This is a genomic window from Bradyrhizobium sp. USDA 10063 (genome assembly GCF_054063735.1).
Genome location: NZ_JBSSGP010000002.1, coordinates 2757685 through 2774032 on the forward strand (window position 1 = coordinate 2757685; position 16348 = coordinate 2774032).

10 protein-coding genes are annotated in these 16348 nt (G+C 64.5%); 7 read left to right on the forward strand and 3 right to left on the reverse strand.

Annotated elements, in window-relative coordinates:
- Positions 1–3 precede the first annotated feature (3 nt).
- The 4 genes from zwf to ACVJGD_RS15470 are packed head-to-tail and all read left to right on the forward strand — an operon-like array spanning position 4 to position 3584.
- On the forward strand, positions 4–1512 hold the full coding sequence (zwf, locus tag ACVJGD_RS15455) for a glucose-6-phosphate dehydrogenase (RefSeq protein ID WP_456635144.1): 1509 nt from the start codon (positions 4–6) through the stop codon (positions 1510–1512).
- A gap of 2 nt (positions 1513–1514) precedes the next feature.
- Positions 1515–2258: a 6-phosphogluconolactonase gene (gene pgl / locus ACVJGD_RS15460; protein WP_456635145.1), complete on the forward strand. Its 744-nt coding sequence runs from the start codon at positions 1515–1517 to the stop codon at positions 2256–2258.
- A gap of 28 nt (positions 2259–2286) precedes the next feature.
- Complete coding sequence (locus ACVJGD_RS15465) at positions 2287–2775, forward strand: gluconokinase (protein WP_456640262.1); 489 nt, start codon at positions 2287–2289, stop codon at positions 2773–2775.
- On the forward strand, positions 2772–3584 hold the full coding sequence (locus ACVJGD_RS15470; RefSeq protein WP_456635146.1) for an HAD family hydrolase: 813 nt from the start codon (positions 2772–2774) through the stop codon (positions 3582–3584). Before ACVJGD_RS15465 ends, ACVJGD_RS15470 begins: the two co-directional genes overlap by 4 nt.
- A 296-nt stretch (positions 3585–3880) precedes the next feature.
- On the opposite strand, the gene ACVJGD_RS15475 is transcribed toward ACVJGD_RS15470, so the two are convergent.
- The 3 genes from ACVJGD_RS15475 to malQ form a co-directional block, all read right to left on the reverse strand.
- Complete coding sequence (locus ACVJGD_RS15475; RefSeq protein ID WP_456635147.1) at positions 3881–4873, reverse strand: L,D-transpeptidase family protein; 993 nt, start codon at positions 4871–4873, stop codon at positions 3881–3883.
- A gap of 77 nt (positions 4874–4950) precedes the next feature.
- On the reverse strand, positions 4951–6756 hold the full coding sequence (locus tag ACVJGD_RS15480) for a glycoside hydrolase family 15 protein (RefSeq protein ID WP_456635148.1): 1806 nt from the start codon (positions 6754–6756) through the stop codon (positions 4951–4953).
- A gap of 19 nt (positions 6757–6775) precedes the next feature.
- Positions 6776–8728 carry a 4-alpha-glucanotransferase gene (gene malQ / locus ACVJGD_RS15485; RefSeq protein ID WP_456635149.1) on the reverse strand — a complete coding sequence of 651 codons (1953 nt, stop codon included), beginning with the start codon at positions 8726–8728 and terminating at the stop codon, positions 6776–6778.
- Positions 8729–8928: 200 nt separating this feature from the next.
- Here malQ and ACVJGD_RS15490 point away from each other — a divergent pair, with 200 nt between their 5' ends.
- From ACVJGD_RS15490 to glgB, 3 genes are read left to right on the forward strand one after another with little or no spacing between them, the layout of a single operon-like run.
- Positions 8929–10878, forward strand: a complete 1950-nt coding sequence (locus ACVJGD_RS15490) for an alpha-1,4-glucan--maltose-1-phosphate maltosyltransferase (protein ID WP_456635150.1) — start codon at positions 8929–8931, stop codon at positions 10876–10878.
- A 12-nt stretch (positions 10879–10890) separates the two neighbouring features.
- The gene (gene treS / locus ACVJGD_RS15495) at positions 10891–14202 is read left to right on the forward strand and encodes a maltose alpha-D-glucosyltransferase (RefSeq protein WP_456635151.1); all 3312 of its coding nucleotides are present in this window, start codon (positions 10891–10893) and stop codon (positions 14200–14202) included.
- Positions 14199–16346, forward strand: a complete 2148-nt coding sequence (glgB, locus tag ACVJGD_RS15500) for a 1,4-alpha-glucan branching protein GlgB (RefSeq protein WP_456635152.1) — start codon at positions 14199–14201, stop codon at positions 16344–16346. The genes treS and glgB overlap by 4 nt, the downstream gene beginning before the upstream one ends.
- Positions 16347–16348: the final 2 nt, after the last annotated feature.

Sequence of the window (16348 nt, forward strand, 5' to 3'; positions counted from 1 at the left end):
ACGATGACAAACGGTCACGCGCAAAGGAAACCCGACCCCTGCTCCTTCATCATCTTCGGCGTCACGGGCGACCTCGCGCACCGGCTGGTGATCCCTGCCCTCTATAACCTCGCCGCGACCAACCTGCTGCCCGACAAATTCTGCGTCGTCGGCGTCGCCCGCGGCGGCATGTCGAACGCGGAATTGAGCGCGAGCCTGATGAAGGGATTGCGGCAGTTCGCGACTCGCCCTGTCGACGAGGCCATCGCCAAGCGCCTGTTCGAATGCGTGACGGCGGTTGAAGCCGACCCCAAGGACCCTGCGTCGTTCGAGCAGATGCGGGTTCAGCTCGACAGGGCCGAGGCGGCGCGCGACACCGGCGGCAACCGCCTGTTCTACCTCGCAACGCCGCCGAGCGCCTTCCTGCCGATCACCAGGGAGCTCGCCCGCACCGGCATGCTGAAGGAGAACGGCTATTGGCGGCGGATCGTGGTCGAGAAGCCGTTCGGTACGGACCTTGACTCGGCCAGGCACCTGAATGCCGAGTTGCTGAAGCTGGTCGACGAGCACCAGATCTACCGGATCGATCACTATCTCGGCAAGGAAACCGTCCAGAACATCCTGGTGCTGCGCTTTGCCAACGGCATGTTCGAGCCGATCTGGAATCGCAACCATATCGATCATGTGCAGATCACCGTCGACGAGAAGCTCGGCGTCGGCCATCGCGGCAGCTTCTATGATTCGACCGGCGCGCTGCGCGACATGGTGCCGAACCACCTGTTCCAGCTCTTGTCGCTGGTCGCGATGGAGCCGCCGGTGCGGTTCGAGGCACACGCGGTGCGTACGGAGAAGGCCGAAGTGCTCGCTGCGATCCAGCTCCAGAGCGAGGAGGAAGCCCTGCACAATTCGGTGCGGGGGCAGTATCGTGGCGGCAAGATCGGCGACACCGATATCCAGGACTATTGCAAGACCGCGGACGTCAAATCCGGCAGCACCACCGAAACCTATGCCGCGCTCAAGCTGATCATCGACAATTGGCGCTGGGCCGGCGTGCCATTCTATCTGCGTACCGGCAAGGCCCTGGCCGCCAAGCGCACCGAGATCGCAATCAAGTTCAAGCAGGCGCCGTTCGCCATGTTCCGCGACACGCCGATCGATCAGCTCTCGCAGAACTACCTCGTGATCTCGACGGAGCCGACCGAGGGCATCGAACTGCAGTTCAACACCAAGGTGCCCGGCCCGGCCATCGACATCGACGGCGTCGAGATGAAGTTCCGCTACAAGGATTACTTCAAGGCTGAGCCGTCGACCGGCTATGAGACGCTGATCTATGACTGCATGATCGGCGACAACCTCCTGTTCCAGCGCGCCGACAGCGTCGAGGCCGGCTGGCAGGCCGTACAGCCCTTCCTCGATGCCTGGAAGAAGGCCGGCGGCGCCGGTCTGCAGCCCTACAAGGCCGGCAGCGAGGGGCCTGAGGCCGCCAACGCGCTTCTGACCCGCGACGGCCGTAGCTGGCGAAAGCTCGGCTGACGATGACCGCCGTCGGTCGCCGCCAGATCATCACCGTCGCCGATCCCGCGGCGCTGGCGAAGGCCGCCGCGGAGCGGGTGCTGGCGCGGATGGCCGCGAACAGCGGCCGGATCGCGATCTGCCTGACCGGCGGATCGAGCCCGAAAGCGCTGTACCAATTGCTTGCGACCGAGCCCTGCCGTGCCGGGATTCCGTGGGACCGCGTGCACTGGTTCATCGGCGACGAGCGCTTCGTGCCGGCTGGCGATCCCAGGAACAACATGGCGATGGCGCGCGGGACGTTCCTGGATCGCTACGCGCCCGCGTCCAACATCCATCCGATCCCAACCGATGCCGCAAGTCCCGATGAAGCGGCGGACCACTATGCGCGCGAACTGCAATCGTTCTACGGCGCGGAGGCGCTCGACGCGGCCCGTCCGCTGTTCGATCTGGTGCTGATGGGCGTCGGGCCGGACGGACACACCGCCTCGCTGTTTCCGAACTACCCTGCGATCGACGTGACCGACCAATGGGTGGTCGGCGTGCCCAAAGCCAATGTCGAACCGTTCGTGCCGCGCGTCAGCCTGACCTTGCCGACGCTGTCCTGCTGTCGCGAAATGCTGTTCGAGGTCGCGGGCAAGGACAAGCGCGCGATCCTGACCCGCGCCTTCGCCGGCGAGAACCTGCCGGCGAACCGCGCGCAATCCATCGGCGAGACGGTCTGGCTGATCGACGAGGCCGCGCGGCCGGAGAATTTTCGTGGGTGATGCGGCAACCCTCTGCGCCCTGATCGTGATGGGCGTCTCCGGCTCGGGCAAGAGCACGATCGGCGAGACGCTCGCGGAGCGGCTCGGCTGGCGTTTCGAGGACGGCGACCGCTTTCACCCTGCCAGCAACGTCGCGAAAATGAGCGCAGGCCAGCCGCTCACCGATGACGACCGCCGCCCCTGGCTGCAGGCGATCGCCGACGAGATCGACCGTGTCTGCAAGGCAGGCCAGCGCATTGTGGTCGCCTGTTCGGCGCTGAAGCGCGCCTATCGCGAGATCCTTCTGCACGGACGGGATGACGTTGGCATCGTCTTCCTCGACGGCAGCGAGGCGCTGATCGCGAGCCGGCTCGCCCAGCGCAAGGGCCATTTCATGCCGCCGGGCCTCTTGGCCAGCCAGTTCCAGACCCTGGAGCCGCCTAGCCTGAGCGAACGTCCGATCATCGTCTCGATTGACGCCACAGTCGAAGCCATCGTCGACGCCATCATCCGCCAAATGAAACAGGTCACCCCATGACGCGCATCGCCCTGCTCGTTTCCGACGTCGACGGTACGCTGCTGACCAAGGACAAGGTCCTGACCGACGCGGCCAGGGAAGCCGCGCACAAGCTGCATGCGGCCGGCATCGGCTTCACCATCGTCTCCAGCCGTCCCTCGATCGGCATGGGATTCCTGATCGAGCCGCTGTCGATCACGCTGCCGGTCGGCGCCTTCAATGGCAGCTCGATCATCGATCCTCAGCTTAAGCCCGTCGAGCAGCACCTGATCCCACCCGCGACCGCGCGGCGGAGCATCGAGCTGCTCCGCGAATTCGGCGTCGACATCTGGCTGTTCACGAACGACCGCTGGCTGACGGCCAATCCCGACGGCGAATATGTCGCGCACGAGCGGCACACCATCAGGCACGACCCGACCATCGTCACGGATTACACGCCCTATCTCGACCAGGCCTGCAAGATCGTCGGCGCCTCGTCCGACGCCCCGCTGCTTGCACGCTGCGAAACCGCAATGCAGCAAGCGGTCGGCACCGAGGCGACCGCCGTCCGCTCGCAGACCTATTATCTCGACGTCACCCCGCCCGGCTACGACAAGGGCACCTTTGTCGAGGCGATGGCGAAACGGCTCGGCATTCCGACCGAGGCGGTGGCGACCATCGGCGACATGCGCAACGACCTGCCGATGTTCGCCAGGAGCGGCGTTCAGTTTGCGATGGGCAACGCCACCGACGAGGTCAAGAGCCAGGCGAAGTTCGTGACCGACAGCAACGAACGCGACGGCTTCGCCAAGGCGATCGAGATGATGTTGAACTACAACGAGACTGCGTGACGAGGCATGCGCGTGATGGGTTTCGCTTCGCTCTACCCATCCTACCGCTGTCGTCCCTGCGAAAGCAGGGACCCATAACCACAGGAAGCTATGGTGGCGCACGCAGGCAGTTGCAGCGGAGCAAACAACGACGCCCTGTGGTTATGGGTCCCGGGTCAAGCCCGGGACGACACCGGTACTTGTGGGGACACCGTGCTTGCAAAAACTCGCGTCATTGCGAGCGCAGCGAAGCAATCCACCTCTCCGCGCGCCGAGGCGTGGATTGCTTCGCTGCGCTCGCAATGACGAGGGAGCACTCAGCTCTCCTTCACCGCCGCCTCGACAAAATCCACCGGCGTCTCTTTCTTGACGCTCGCGCCGAGCAGCGTCGCGTCCCAATTGGTCAGGCGGACGCAGCCATGGGATGCGGATTTGCTGATCTTCGAGGGTTCGGGCGCGCCGTGAATTCCATAGCCCTGCCCCGAAAGCCCGATCCAGTATGACCCGACCGGATTGTTCGGGCCGGGCTTGATGACGAACGGCCGTTTCGACCGCACGCCCTTGAACTTGTAGGCCGGGTTGTAGCGGTAGTACGGATTGGCGTCGGACGAGATCACCTTGAGCGTGCCGCTCGGCGTCGGCTTGTCCTCGCTGCCGACGGTTGCCGGAAAGAAGGCAAGCAGCGCGCCGCCGCCGTCGAACGCCTTGACGGTCTGCCGCGACTTGTCGACCTCGATCCGCGCCACGCTCAGCTTGAGCTGGGGATCGCGACCGTTGACGACAACAATGATCTCGCCGGCCCGGTCGAACTTCTTGCCGGGGTTGAGCTGAGCGAGCAGCGCCTCGCTCATGTGGAATCTCTCTGCGAGCGCCTCGCGCGGGCTTTTGTAGCCGAGCGCCGGAAGCGATTTCATTGCCTCCAACTTGGCGGGAATTCTCCTGACAAACGGTCCCTTCACATCCTTTTGGGAGATTGTGTAGCTCGTGATGATCTCGCCCTGGCTGGTCTCGTTCAGCTTCGCCCAGATCTCCGGGGTGAGCGTCTTCTGAAACGTCAGGCCCTTGGCTTCCGCGAATGCCTGCAGCGCTTTCCGCGTATTCTCGGCGAACTTCCCGTCGATCTCTCCGGGCGAAAACAGCGCGCGACCAAGCAGGACCTGGACCTTGATGATTGTCGCATCGGCCCTGTCTTCGGCCGTGGGGCGAGCCCGGTACCCGGCAGTGTTGATCGCCGCGGCATCGAGGCCGGCAGCGAACACCGGCCCCGACAGCGAGCACGCAAGCAGTGCTGCGGCGAACAGGCGAGCCATTGCCGATCCTCCAAGGAGATGCTTGCAACAATGATCGTTGACCCCGCGGGTTCCGTCGCGCGGGTCCAGGCGGCAGCCTATTTCGACCGCTGCACCGCCGGCTTCTCCCCTGCCCGCTTGGCATCGCTGAGATTGTGCGCGGTGTTGATCAGCGCGATATGGGTCAGCGCCTGCGGGAAATTGCCGGTCTGGCGGCCGGCGATGGCATCATACTCTTCGGCGAGCAGGCCGAGGTCGTTGGCAACTGCGATCACGCGATCGAACAGGGCTTGCGCCTTCCCGACCTCTCCCGCGAGCACATAGGCATCGGCAAGCCAAAGCGTGCAGGCGAGGAAGGCGCCCTCGATCGGCTGCTTCTCCTCGGAGACCTCGCGCGGATCATGCCGCATCACGAAGCCATTGCGCATCAGGTATTGCTCGCTCGCCGCCAGCGTGCCGCGGATCCGTGAATCGGTCGGCGGCAAAAAGCCAACGGCCGGCAGCAGCAGCACACTGGCGTCGAGCAGTTTCGAGCCATAGGATTCGACGAACGCGTTGAGCCTGCGATCAAATCCCTTGGCGCAGACATCGCGGTGGATCGTTTCGCGCAGCACCCGCCATTTGTTGATGGGCGCCTTGAGGCCGAATTTCCGCGCACTCTTGATGCCACGATCGAAGGCCACCCAGGTCATCACCTTCGAGAAGACATAATGCTTGGCCTCGCCGCGACGTTCCCAGATGCCGTTGTCCGGCCGGTCCCATTCTTCCGCAAGGTGCTCGAGCACGGCGCATTCCAGCGACCAGCTCGCATCGTCGAGCTGCAGCTTCGCCATGCGCGACTGGTGGAAGGCGTCGATCAATTCGCCGTAGACGTCGAGCTGCAACTGCGCATGCGCGGCATTGCCGATGCGCACCGGCTGCGCGCCCTCATAGCCGGGCAGCCAGCGCGCTTCCCATTCCAGAAGCCGCCGCTGGCCCATGATGCCGTACATGATCTGCATGTTGGCCGGCGCGCCTGCAGCCGCACGCAACAGCCAATTGTGCCAGGCGAGCGCCTCCTCGGTATAGCCCGAGTTCATCAGCGCCAGCAGCGTGAAGGTCGCATCCCGCAGCCAGCAATAGCGGTAGTCCCAGTTGCGCTGGCCGCCGAGCTTCTCGGGCAGCGAGGTCGTGGGCGCCGCGACGATGCCGCCGGTCGGCGCGAAGGTCAGCGCCTTCAACGTGATCAGAGAGCGCAGCACGAGGTTGCGGGCAAACCCCTCATAGGTGCAGCGGCTCGACCATTCGGTCCAGAACGCCTCAGTGTCCTGCAACGCCTTAGCTGGATCGATCGGCCCCGGAACCGGCAGATGCGAGGGGCCGTAGGTCATCACGAAAGGCACAACGTCGCCTTCGCTGAGCGTGAATTCGGCCACCGTGGTGAGGTCCTGACCACGGGTCTCGACCGGCGAGCGGAGCACGACCATGTCTTGCCCGCAGATCGCCAGCAGCGCCGATCCATCCACGCTCTTCTTGACCCAGGGAATATCGGCGCCGAAGCCGAAGCGGATGATCAGCTCCATCCGCAGGCCGACGGTGCCCTTCACGCCGCGCACCAGCCGCACGACGTCGGACGCATTGCCGCGCGGCGGCATGAAGTCGATCAGCTCAACCACGCCGCTCGCCGTCTCGAACCGCGTCTCCAGGATCAGTGTGTTGTCGCGGTACCGGCGGGAGGTCTTTGTGATGGCCTCGGCCGGCGCGATCAGCCAGCGGCCATGCCTGTTGTTGCCGAGCAGCGCCGCGAAACAGGCATCGCAATCGAATGCGGGCCAGCACAGCCAGTCGATCGAGCCGTCACGGCCGACGAGTGCCGCCGTCTCGCAGTCGCCGATCAGTCCGTAATCTTCGATCCTGCAAGACACGGTGGCGACTGCTCCCTTTTCACGCTGACGCGGACGACCGCTTGCGGGTGGCGTTCTTCAGCGCTTCGACATCGATGGCGGAGGCGATGTGCTCGATCGACACCGGCAGCCGGCGCCGCCAGTTCGGATGTTCGTCGACGGTGCCGGGGATGTTCGGCTGGTCCACCAGGCCGAGCAGGTCCTCGAGCGAGATCGTCAGCAGGCGCGACCTGGTCCGCGACAGGAAGCTCGCGACCGAATAGAGGTCATGGCGCTCGATGCCATTCTGGCGCAGCACCTCGTCCAGCATGCCAAGTGCGCGCCAGCGCGCCTCGTCGCTTTCGCCCGGATCGATCCCGAGCGAACGCTTCAGCTTCAAATCGCTGAACGAGCGCCAGCCGGCATAGGTCGCGAGATCATGGGTGTTGAAGGTGACCAGCGCATTGGCGGCGTAATGGTCAATGCCGCGAAACGCCCCGCTGTCGTCGCGCTCGAACATCATCACGAGATAGGACCAGATGCCCCAGCCGTTCATCTGCTCGCGAAAACCTTCCGGCACGGTGCCGAGATCCTCGCCGATCACGACGCAGCGATGCGCTACGCTCTCCTGCGCGGTCGCGGCCAACAGCGCCTCGAACGGCATCTGCACATAGGCGCCGTTCTCCGGGCCGAAGCCGCGCGGCACCAGATAAAGCCGCTTCAAGCCGAGCACATGGTCGAGCCTGATCGCGCCGGCATGGCGCATCGAGGCGCGCAGCATGTCCCGAAAAGGCTCGAAGGCGCGCATTTCGAGGCCGGCGGCGTTGAAGCCGGCGAGACCCCAGTCCTGTCCGGCGGTGTTGAGCGGGTCCGGCGGCGCGCCGACGCCGAGCAGGCGCGAGATCGCGACCTGCTCGTTCCAGGCATCGAAGCCGTCGGACTGCACACCGACGGCGACATCGAGATAAAGCCCGACCTTCATGCCGAGCCGGTGCGCGAGCGCGTCGCACGCCGCAAGCTGCCTGTCGGCGTTCCATTGCACGAATTCGACGAATTCGATCTCGCCGAAATCGGCGCTCCTGCGCAGACGGCTGCACTTGCCGTCGTCCGGCCGCCGCCATTCCTCGGGCCATTCCCACCAGGGCTGGTTGAACTTTTTCCGCAAGACCTCAAAGCAGGCGAAGCGCGACAACAGCGGCCCGCGCTCGGCCCTGAAGCGTTCGAAGTCCTGCCGGCGCTCGAGTGTCGGGCTGGCCTTGAAGTTGGCGAATGCGGCGCGCAGCGCCTGCCATTTTGACGCCGCAACCGCACGATAATCGACAATGTCCCCGGCGCGCAGTTGCGCGAGCTTGTGATTGGTGCCGGGATCAGCGCGGAATTCCGGCAGCTTCTCGACGTCGATATAGAGCGCGTTGAGGAACAGCCGGCTGTTCGGCGAATAGGGGCTACAATCACCGGGGCGATCATCGAACAGCGCATGCAGCGGGTTAAGTCCGATACCACCGGCACCCAACTGATGGGCGAGTTCGATCAGGCCGCGCAGGTCGGTGAAATCGCCCATGCCCCAGTTGCGCGCGGAGCGCACGCTGTAGAGCTGGACCGCCAGCAACCAGCAGCGGTCGAAATCGCCGCCAAAGGCGCGTTCGGGTGCGACAATCAGCGGCAGCGCTTCGGTCGTCCCGGCGGCGTCGGTCAGGCGGAGCTGGTACACCCCGACCGGCAAATCCTGCGGCCAGGATATCGCCCGCTCGCGCGCCTCGCCCTTCGCCATCATTTTGCCACTAGCCGAAATCGTCCATCCGACCGGCAACTTGGCGTCCACCGAAAGCTCCGATGGCGCCGCGCGGCCGAGCCGGACGACAACCGGCTGGTCGATCCATCGGCGTGGTTCGCGCGGCGGCAATGCGTCGAGGATCGTTTGCAATGCAGCCGCGTCTGTCACACGGCGGTGGCCCTGACCGTCGATATATTCGGTCGTAATTCCAAGGTCTCTGGCTTTGGCGTAGGGGTCCATTCGGCACGCGCTTTGCTAGCAACCCGGGAGTGCGGGTCACGAAATTATGTAGATGCGGGAAGGGGATAGATGATGTTTAACTCGCTGTCCTCCGAGCCGTTCCGTGGGAACCAATGTCCTGCGAGCGGCTTTCTATATCAGTCCGAAGCGTATCCTTCACGCGACGGGGGCGTCATTTCCTTGTCAATGGCGGCATCACCGTGAACAAAACCGCTCAAACTGTCGAGAGTGCGGCCGGCACTTTCCATATCGAGGACGTCTACCCGCTGATCGACGGCGGCCGCTTCCCCGTGAAACGCATCGTAGGCGAGCCCGTGGAGGTCTGGGCCGATGTCTATCGCGACGGGCATGACATCGTCGCCGCCGAGCTGATCTGGCGCGGCGAGCTCGACCACGAATGGCGGCGCGAGCCGATGACCATGCATGCCAACGACCGCTGGTTCGGCTCGTTCGTCCCCAACACACCCGGCCGCTATTTCTATGCGATCGAGGCCTGGACCGACGAATTCGCCACCTGGCGCCACGGCTTTGAGCTGAAGCAGAAGGCCGGCGCCGATGTGACGCTCGATGCCATCGAGGGCGCGGGCATGCTGACCAAGGCGCAGGGCGGCGGACGGGCGGCTGCGGCCGTCATCCTCAAGCAGTGCGAAACCTATCTCCAGACCGGCGATCCCGCACCCCTGCTCACGTCCGAATTGCAGGACGCGATGGCGGAAAGCCAGATGCGGCCGGACCTGACGCGATCGCAGCTTTTCCCCTTCGTCGCCGACCGGCCACAGGCGCGCTTCGGCTCCTGGTACGAGATGATCCCGCGCAGCCAAGGCAAGGTGCCGGGACAGCACGGCACCTTCCAGGACTGCATCGACCGCCTGCCCGACGTCGCGGCGATGGGGTTCGACGTCGTCTACTTCACGCCGATCCACCCGATCGGCATGATCAACCGCAAGGGACGCAACAACGCGGTGACGGCCAAGGACGGCGATCCCGGCAGCCCCTATGCGATCGGCTCGGCTGAGGGCGGCCACGACGCCATTCATCCGGAATTGGGGACGCTGCAGGATTTCCGCGCCTTCGTCCTGGCGTGCAAGGAGCACAACATGGAAGTCGCGCTCGACTTCGCCGTGCAGTGCGCGCCGGACCATCCCTGGCTGAAGGAACATCCGCAATGGTTCAAGAAGCGCCCCGACGGCTCGATGCGCTATGCGGAGAATCCGCCCAAGAAATATGAGGACATCGTCAACCCGGATTTCGGCTGCGAGGACGCAGGCGCGCTGTGGAATGCGCTGCGGGACGTGATCCTGTTCTGGGTCGACCAGGGCGTGAAGATTTTCCGCGTCGACAATCCTCACACCAAGCCGTTCCCGTTCTGGGAATGGCTGATCCACCAGGTGCAGTTGCACCATCCCGACGTGATCTTCCTCGCCGAGGCCTTCACGCGGCCGAAGCTGATGAAGGGACTGGCCAAGCTCGGCTTCACCCAGTCCTACACCTATTTCACCTGGCGCACCCAGCGCTGGGAGCTGGAGCAATACCTGGTCGAGCTCACCGGCTATCCCGAGCGCGACTACTACCGGCCGAATTTCTTCGTCAACACGCCCGACATCCTGCCCTTCCATCTGCAGGGCGGCGAACCCTGGATGTTCAAGTCCCGCGTGGCGCTGGCGGCGACACTGTCTGGCACCTACGGCCTCTACAACGGCTTCGAACTGCTGGAGCACGAGCCGATCCCCGGGCGGGAGGAATATCTCGATTCCGAGAAATACGAGATCAAGGTGCGTGACTGGGACAAGCCCGGCAACATCAAGCCCTATATCCGCGACCTCAACCTGGTGCGCCGCGCCAACGCAGCGCTGCAGCAGACCGGCAATCTGCGTTTCCTGCCCATCGAGGACAGCAACGTGATCGGGTTCGTCAAGGAAGCCGTCGACGGGAGCAACACGATTGCGGTCGCGATCGTGCTGTCGCGCGACGTCCACGAATTCTGGCTGCCGCTCGGCGATGTCCAGCTAGGTGCCGGCGATGAGCGGCGCCACGTCGCTGCGGTCGAGAACCTCATCACGGGCGAACGCTATGCACTCGACTGGGGCGGCATCCGGGTGCGGATCGATCCAATGCGCGATCCGGCGGTGCTGTTCCGCTGCCTGGCCTGAGGGGGCGGCACCATGAACGTGCTTTCAGCGGTCGAGACGAAGGAACTGATAGCCACCGAGACGGCGGACGAGCTCTGGTACAAGGACGCCATCATCTACCAGCTCCACGTCAAGGCCTTCGCCGACAGCAACAATGACGGCATCGGCGATTTCGCAGGGCTGACCGAGAAGCTTGGCTATCTGCAGGACCTCGGCGTCACCACGCTGTGGCTGCTGCCGTTCTATCCGTCCCCCGGACGCGATGACGGCTACGACATCGCCGACTATGGCGACATCAATCCCGATTTCGGGACGATGAAGGACTTCAAGCGCTTCATCCATGAAGCCAAGAAGCGCGGCCTGCGCGTCATCACCGAGCTCGTCATCAATCACACCTCCGACCAGCACGCCTGGTTCAAGCGTGCGCGCCGCAGCCATCCCGGATCGAGCGCGCGTAACTGGTATGTCTGGAGCGACACCGACCAGAAATACCAGGGCACGCGGATCATCTTCACCGATACCGAGAAGTCGAACTGGACCTGGGATCCCGAAGCGGGCCAGTTCTACTGGCACCGCTTCTTCTCGCACCAGCCCGACCTGAACTTCGACAACCCGCGCGTGGTGCGCGCCATCGTGCAGGTGATGAAGCGCTGGCTGGACACCGGCGTCGACGGTTTCCGGCTCGACGCCATCCCTTATCTTTGCGAGCGCGAAGGCACCAACAACGAGAACCTGGCCGAGACGCACGCCATCATCAAATTGCTGCGGCGCGAGCTCGACACCTACGCCAAGGGCAAGGTCCTGCTCGCCGAAGCCAATCAATGGCCGGAGGACGTGCAGGAATATTTCGGCCGCGAAGACGAATGCCATATGGCGTATCACTTCCCGCTGATGCCGCGCATCTACATGGCGATCGCGCAGGAGGACCGCTTTCCGATCACCGACATCCTGCGGCAGACGCCGGATATCCCGGCGAGCTGCCAATGGGCGCTGTTCCTGCGCAACCATGACGAGCTGACGCTGGAAATGGTCACCGATGTCGAGCGCGACTATCTGTGGTCGACCTACGCCAACGATCCCCGCGCCCGCATCAATGTCGGCATTCGCCGCCGCCTCGCGCCGCTGATGGACAATGACCGGCGCAAGATCGAATTGATGAACTCGCTCCTGCTCTCGTTCCCTGGCACGCCGATCATCTATTACGGCGACGAGATCGGGATGGGCGACAACATCTATCTCGGCGATCGCAACGGCGTCCGCACGCCGATGCAATGGAGCCCGGACCGCAATGGCGGCTTCTCCCGCGCCGATCCCGCGCGGCTCTATGCGCCCATGATCATGGACCCGGTCTATGGCTATGAGTCCGTGAACGTGGAAGCGCAGTCGCGCAGCCTGTCATCGCTGCTCAGCGCCACCAAGCGGCTGATCGCCGTGCGCAAGTCGACGCTGGCCTTCGGCCGCGGCTCCATGACCTTCATCCGCCCCGAGAACCGCTCGGTGCTCGCCTATGTCAGGCAGTACCAGGACGAGGTCATTCTCTGCGTCGCCAACCTGTCGCGCTCGGCGCAGGCGACCGAGCTCGACCTTTCCGCCTTCAAGGGACGCATTCCCCTGGAGATGCTCGGCCGCACGCGCTTCCCGACGATCGGCGAACTGCCCTATATGATCACGCTGGCGCCGTATGGCTTCTACTGGTTCCAGCTCCAGGAGCCCGACAAGACCATCGACATGCCGCGGCGCGCGGTACCCGAATTCGAAACGCTGGTCGTGCCGCTGAATTCGACTTGGGTGTCGCTGGCGCGCGCCCGCGGTGTGTTCGAGCGCGACGTGCTGCCGGGCCACCTGTCGCGGGCGCGCTGGTACCCCGAGAGTTTGTCGAAAGCGATCCAGCCGCTGCTCGTCTCCGCCATTCCGTTCTGCGACATCGGCGACAACCGTCCCTGGCTCGCTTTCTTCGAGACCACGCAGCGCGGCGCCACCTCACGCTACGTGCTGCCGATCCGGATCGAATGGGTGCGCTTCGACCGCGAGCGCTACAATCCGCGCGCACTCGCCGCGGTACGACAGGGCGCGCGCGAAGGCACGCTGCTCGACGTCGCGACCGACGAGATCTTTATCGCGCTGTTGCTGCGCAATCTGGCGCAGTCGCTGACGCTGGAGGACGAGGAGCTGGGCATCGCGCTGCGCCTCGAATTCCGCCCGACCAGCCGCTTCACGGACAAGCCGATCAAGCAGCCCCAGCGCATCCGCGCGGTGGAGACCGAGCAGTCCAACAGCACGGCGCTGGTCGACGAGGATTACGTCGTCAAGATCTATCGCAGGCTCGAGCCCGGGATCAATCCGGAAATCGAGATGGGGCGTTTCCTCACCGACGTCGCGGGCTTCGCCAACACGCCAGCGCTGCTCGGGACGGTCGAGCTCGTCGAGGGCGAGCAGCACAGCGCGATCGGCGTCGTTCACGCCTTTGTCACCAACCAGGGCGAGGCATGGACCGTAACATCAGCCTATCTCGACCGCTTCGTCGACGAGCAGCGGCTGCTCGCGACCAACCATGAGACGAAGCAAGGCGAACAGCAGATCTCCTATCTGCGCTACATGGCGCAGACGGGAAAACGGGTCGCCGAGCTGCATATTGCGCTGGCGAGCAACCGCGACCTGCCCGAGTTCGTCCCGGAGCCGACCAGCCCGGAGGACGTGCAGCGCTGGACCGACGACATCATGGCCCGTGCCGATCGCGTCTTCGAGACGCTGACGCAGCGGCGGGATGCGCTGAAAGAGGCCGATCGCCCGCTCGTGGCCCAGTTTCTGGCGCAGCAGGATACCTTGCCGGCCCGGCTGAAGGCGCTGCTGCCCGGAGACATCGACGGCCTCAACATCCGCCATCACGGCGACTTCCATCTCGGCCAGATGCTGATCGTCAAGGACGACATCTTCATCATCGATTTCGAGGGCGAGCCGCGGCGGAGCATCACTGAGCGGCGGCGCAAGGCACCGGCGGCGCGCGATGTCGCCGGCCTGGTCCGCTCGATCGACTACTCCGTCACCGCCGCGCTCGATCGGGCGCTGAAGGTCGCATCCGACGAGCAAGGCAAGCTCGCGCTGGCGCTCGCCGACTGGCGCGACCAGGCCACAGCGACATTCCTGGCCGCCTATCGCGAGACCATGGCGGGCCAGCCCCTGTGGCCAGCCGATCCCGAAGCCGCCGAGCGGATGCTCAACTACTTCCTGCTTGAGAAAGCATTCTACGAGATCGAATATGAGCTGGCGCACCGGCCCGACTGGCTGCGCGTCCCGCTCACCGGGATGCTCCGCATCCTGGCGCAACAACCGCATGAGCCGCAATGACCAGATTGCCTGCCGAAGCCTACGCGATCATCGAGGGTCGTCATTCCGATCCCTTCCGCTATCTCGGACTGCATGCCGAGGGCGACCAGAGCGTCGTGCGCGCCTTCCTGCCGGAAGCCTCCAATGTCGAAGCGATCGGCGAGCACGGCGAGACCGCGCCGCTCGCGCGCATTCATGATGCCGGCCTGTTCGCCGGCACGCTGCCGAACGGCTCGCGCCGTTACCAGCTTCGCGCCCGCTTCGGCGACAATGTCGTCGATCTCGACGACCCCTACCGCTTCCCGCCGGTCCTCAGCGACTTCGACCTCTATCTGCTCGGCGAAGGCACCCACCAGCGCATCTACGACAAGCTCGGCGCGCATCCGATGATGCTCGACGGCGTCGACGGCGTCGCGTTCGTGGTGCTGGCACCGAACGCGCGGCGGGTCAGCGTGGTCGGCGATTTCAACTTCTGGGACGCGCGGCGGCATCCGATGCGGGTGCGCGGCGTCGGCTATTGGGAATTGTTCATCCCGCATGCGCGCGCCGGCGACCACTACAAGTTCGATATCATCGGCCCCAACGGCCAGCATCTGCCGCTGAAGTCCGATCCAGTGGCGTTTGGCGCGGAGCTGCGCCCGAAGACCGCCTCGATCGTGGTCGATCTCGACCACATTCCGCATCCGCATGCAGCGCCGTCAGGCATCAACGCTATCGGCGCGCCGATCTCGATCTACGAAGTCCACCTCGGCTCATGGCGGCGCAAGGGCAACAATGAGTGGCTGACCTATCGCGAGCTCGCCGAACAGCTTCCAGCCTATGCGCGCGACATGGGCTTCACCCATCTCGAATTCCTCCCCGTCAACGAGCATCCGTTCGACGGTTCCTGGGGCTATCAGCCCACGGGGCTGTTCGCACCGACCAGCCGGTTCGGCTTGCCGGCCGATTTCGCCGCACTCGTCGACGCCTGCCATCGTGAAGGGTTAGGGGTGCTGCTCGACTGGGTGCCCGGACACTTCCCCGACGATCCGCACGGCCTCGGCCATTTCGACGGCACCGCGCTCTATGAGCACGCCAACCCGCTGCAGGGCCGCCATCTCGACTGGGGTACGCTGATCTATAATTACGGGCGCACCGAGGTCACTAATTTCCTGGTCTCCAACGCGCTGTTCTGGCTCGACCGCTACGGCGTCGACGGATTGCGCGTCGACGCAGTCGCCTCCATGCTCTATCTCGATTACAGCCGTCCTCCGGGCGGCTGGATCCCGAACAAATATGGCGGCCGCGAGAACCTGGAGGCGATCGACTTCCTGCGCCGCTTCAACACCGAAGTGTTCGGACGCTTTCCGCAGGCGACGACAGCCGCGGAAGAATCCACCGCCTGGCCGCAGGTGTCGCGCCCGGTCGAGTTCGGCGGGCTCGGCTTCGGCTACAAGTGGAACATGGGCTGGATGCACGACACCTTGCGCTACATCGGCAAGGAGCCGATCCACCGCAAATATCACCACGGCGACATCCTGTTCGGCCTGCACTACGCCTTCTCGGAGAACTTCATCCTGCCGCTCTCGCATGACGAGGTCGTGCACGGCAAACGCTCGATCCTGGGCCGCATGCCCGGCGACGACTGGCAGCGCTTCGCGAACTTGCGCGCGTACTACAGCTTCATGTTCGGCCATCCCGGCAAGAAGCTGTTGTTCATGGGCTGCGAGTTCGGTCAGGAGCGCGAATGGGCGCACGAACATTCGCTCGACTGGCATCTCACCGAGCAGCCGAAATATGCCGGCGTGCAGGCGCTGATCCGCGACCTGAACCGGCTCTATCGCGCGCTGCCGGCGCTGCATGAGCTGGATTGCGATCCGGCCGGCTTCGAATGGGTCATCACCGATGACGCCGACCACAACGTGTTCGCCTGGATCCGCAAAGGCAACAGCGCGCGTTCGCGCTGCCTGGTGGTGGTCAACTTCTCGCCGAACGTCTATCACGACTATCGCGTCCGCGTGCCCTTTGCCGGGAAATGGCGTGAGGTGCTGAATTCGGACTCGTCGCATTACGGCGGCAGCAATGTCGGCAATATCGGTGAGGTGCTCACGCATCAAGGGCTTGTGCCCGAGCTCAGCCTGACCATTCCGCCGCTGGCTGCGATCTTCCTCGTACCGGAAAGCTGACG

Coding starts and splice junctions, on each gene's coding strand:
- glgB (WP_456635152.1), top strand. CDS start 14,199: ATGACCAGATTGCCTGCCGAAGCCTACGCGATCATCGAGGGTCGTCAT.
- ACVJGD_RS15475 (WP_456635147.1), bottom strand. CDS start 4,873: ATGGCTCGCCTGTTCGCCGCAGCACTGCTTGCGTGCTCGCTGTCGGGG.
- treS (WP_456635151.1), top strand. CDS start 10,891: ATGAACGTGCTTTCAGCGGTCGAGACGAAGGAACTGATAGCCACCGAG.
- malQ (WP_456635149.1), bottom strand. CDS start 8,728: ATGGACCCCTACGCCAAAGCCAGAGACCTTGGAATTACGACCGAATAT.
- pgl (WP_456635145.1), top strand. CDS start 1,515: ATGACCGCCGTCGGTCGCCGCCAGATCATCACCGTCGCCGATCCCGCG.
- ACVJGD_RS15465 (WP_456640262.1), top strand. CDS start 2,287: ATGGGCGTCTCCGGCTCGGGCAAGAGCACGATCGGCGAGACGCTCGCG.
- zwf (WP_456635144.1), top strand. CDS start 4: ATGACAAACGGTCACGCGCAAAGGAAACCCGACCCCTGCTCCTTCATC.
- ACVJGD_RS15470 (WP_456635146.1), top strand. CDS start 2,772: ATGACGCGCATCGCCCTGCTCGTTTCCGACGTCGACGGTACGCTGCTG.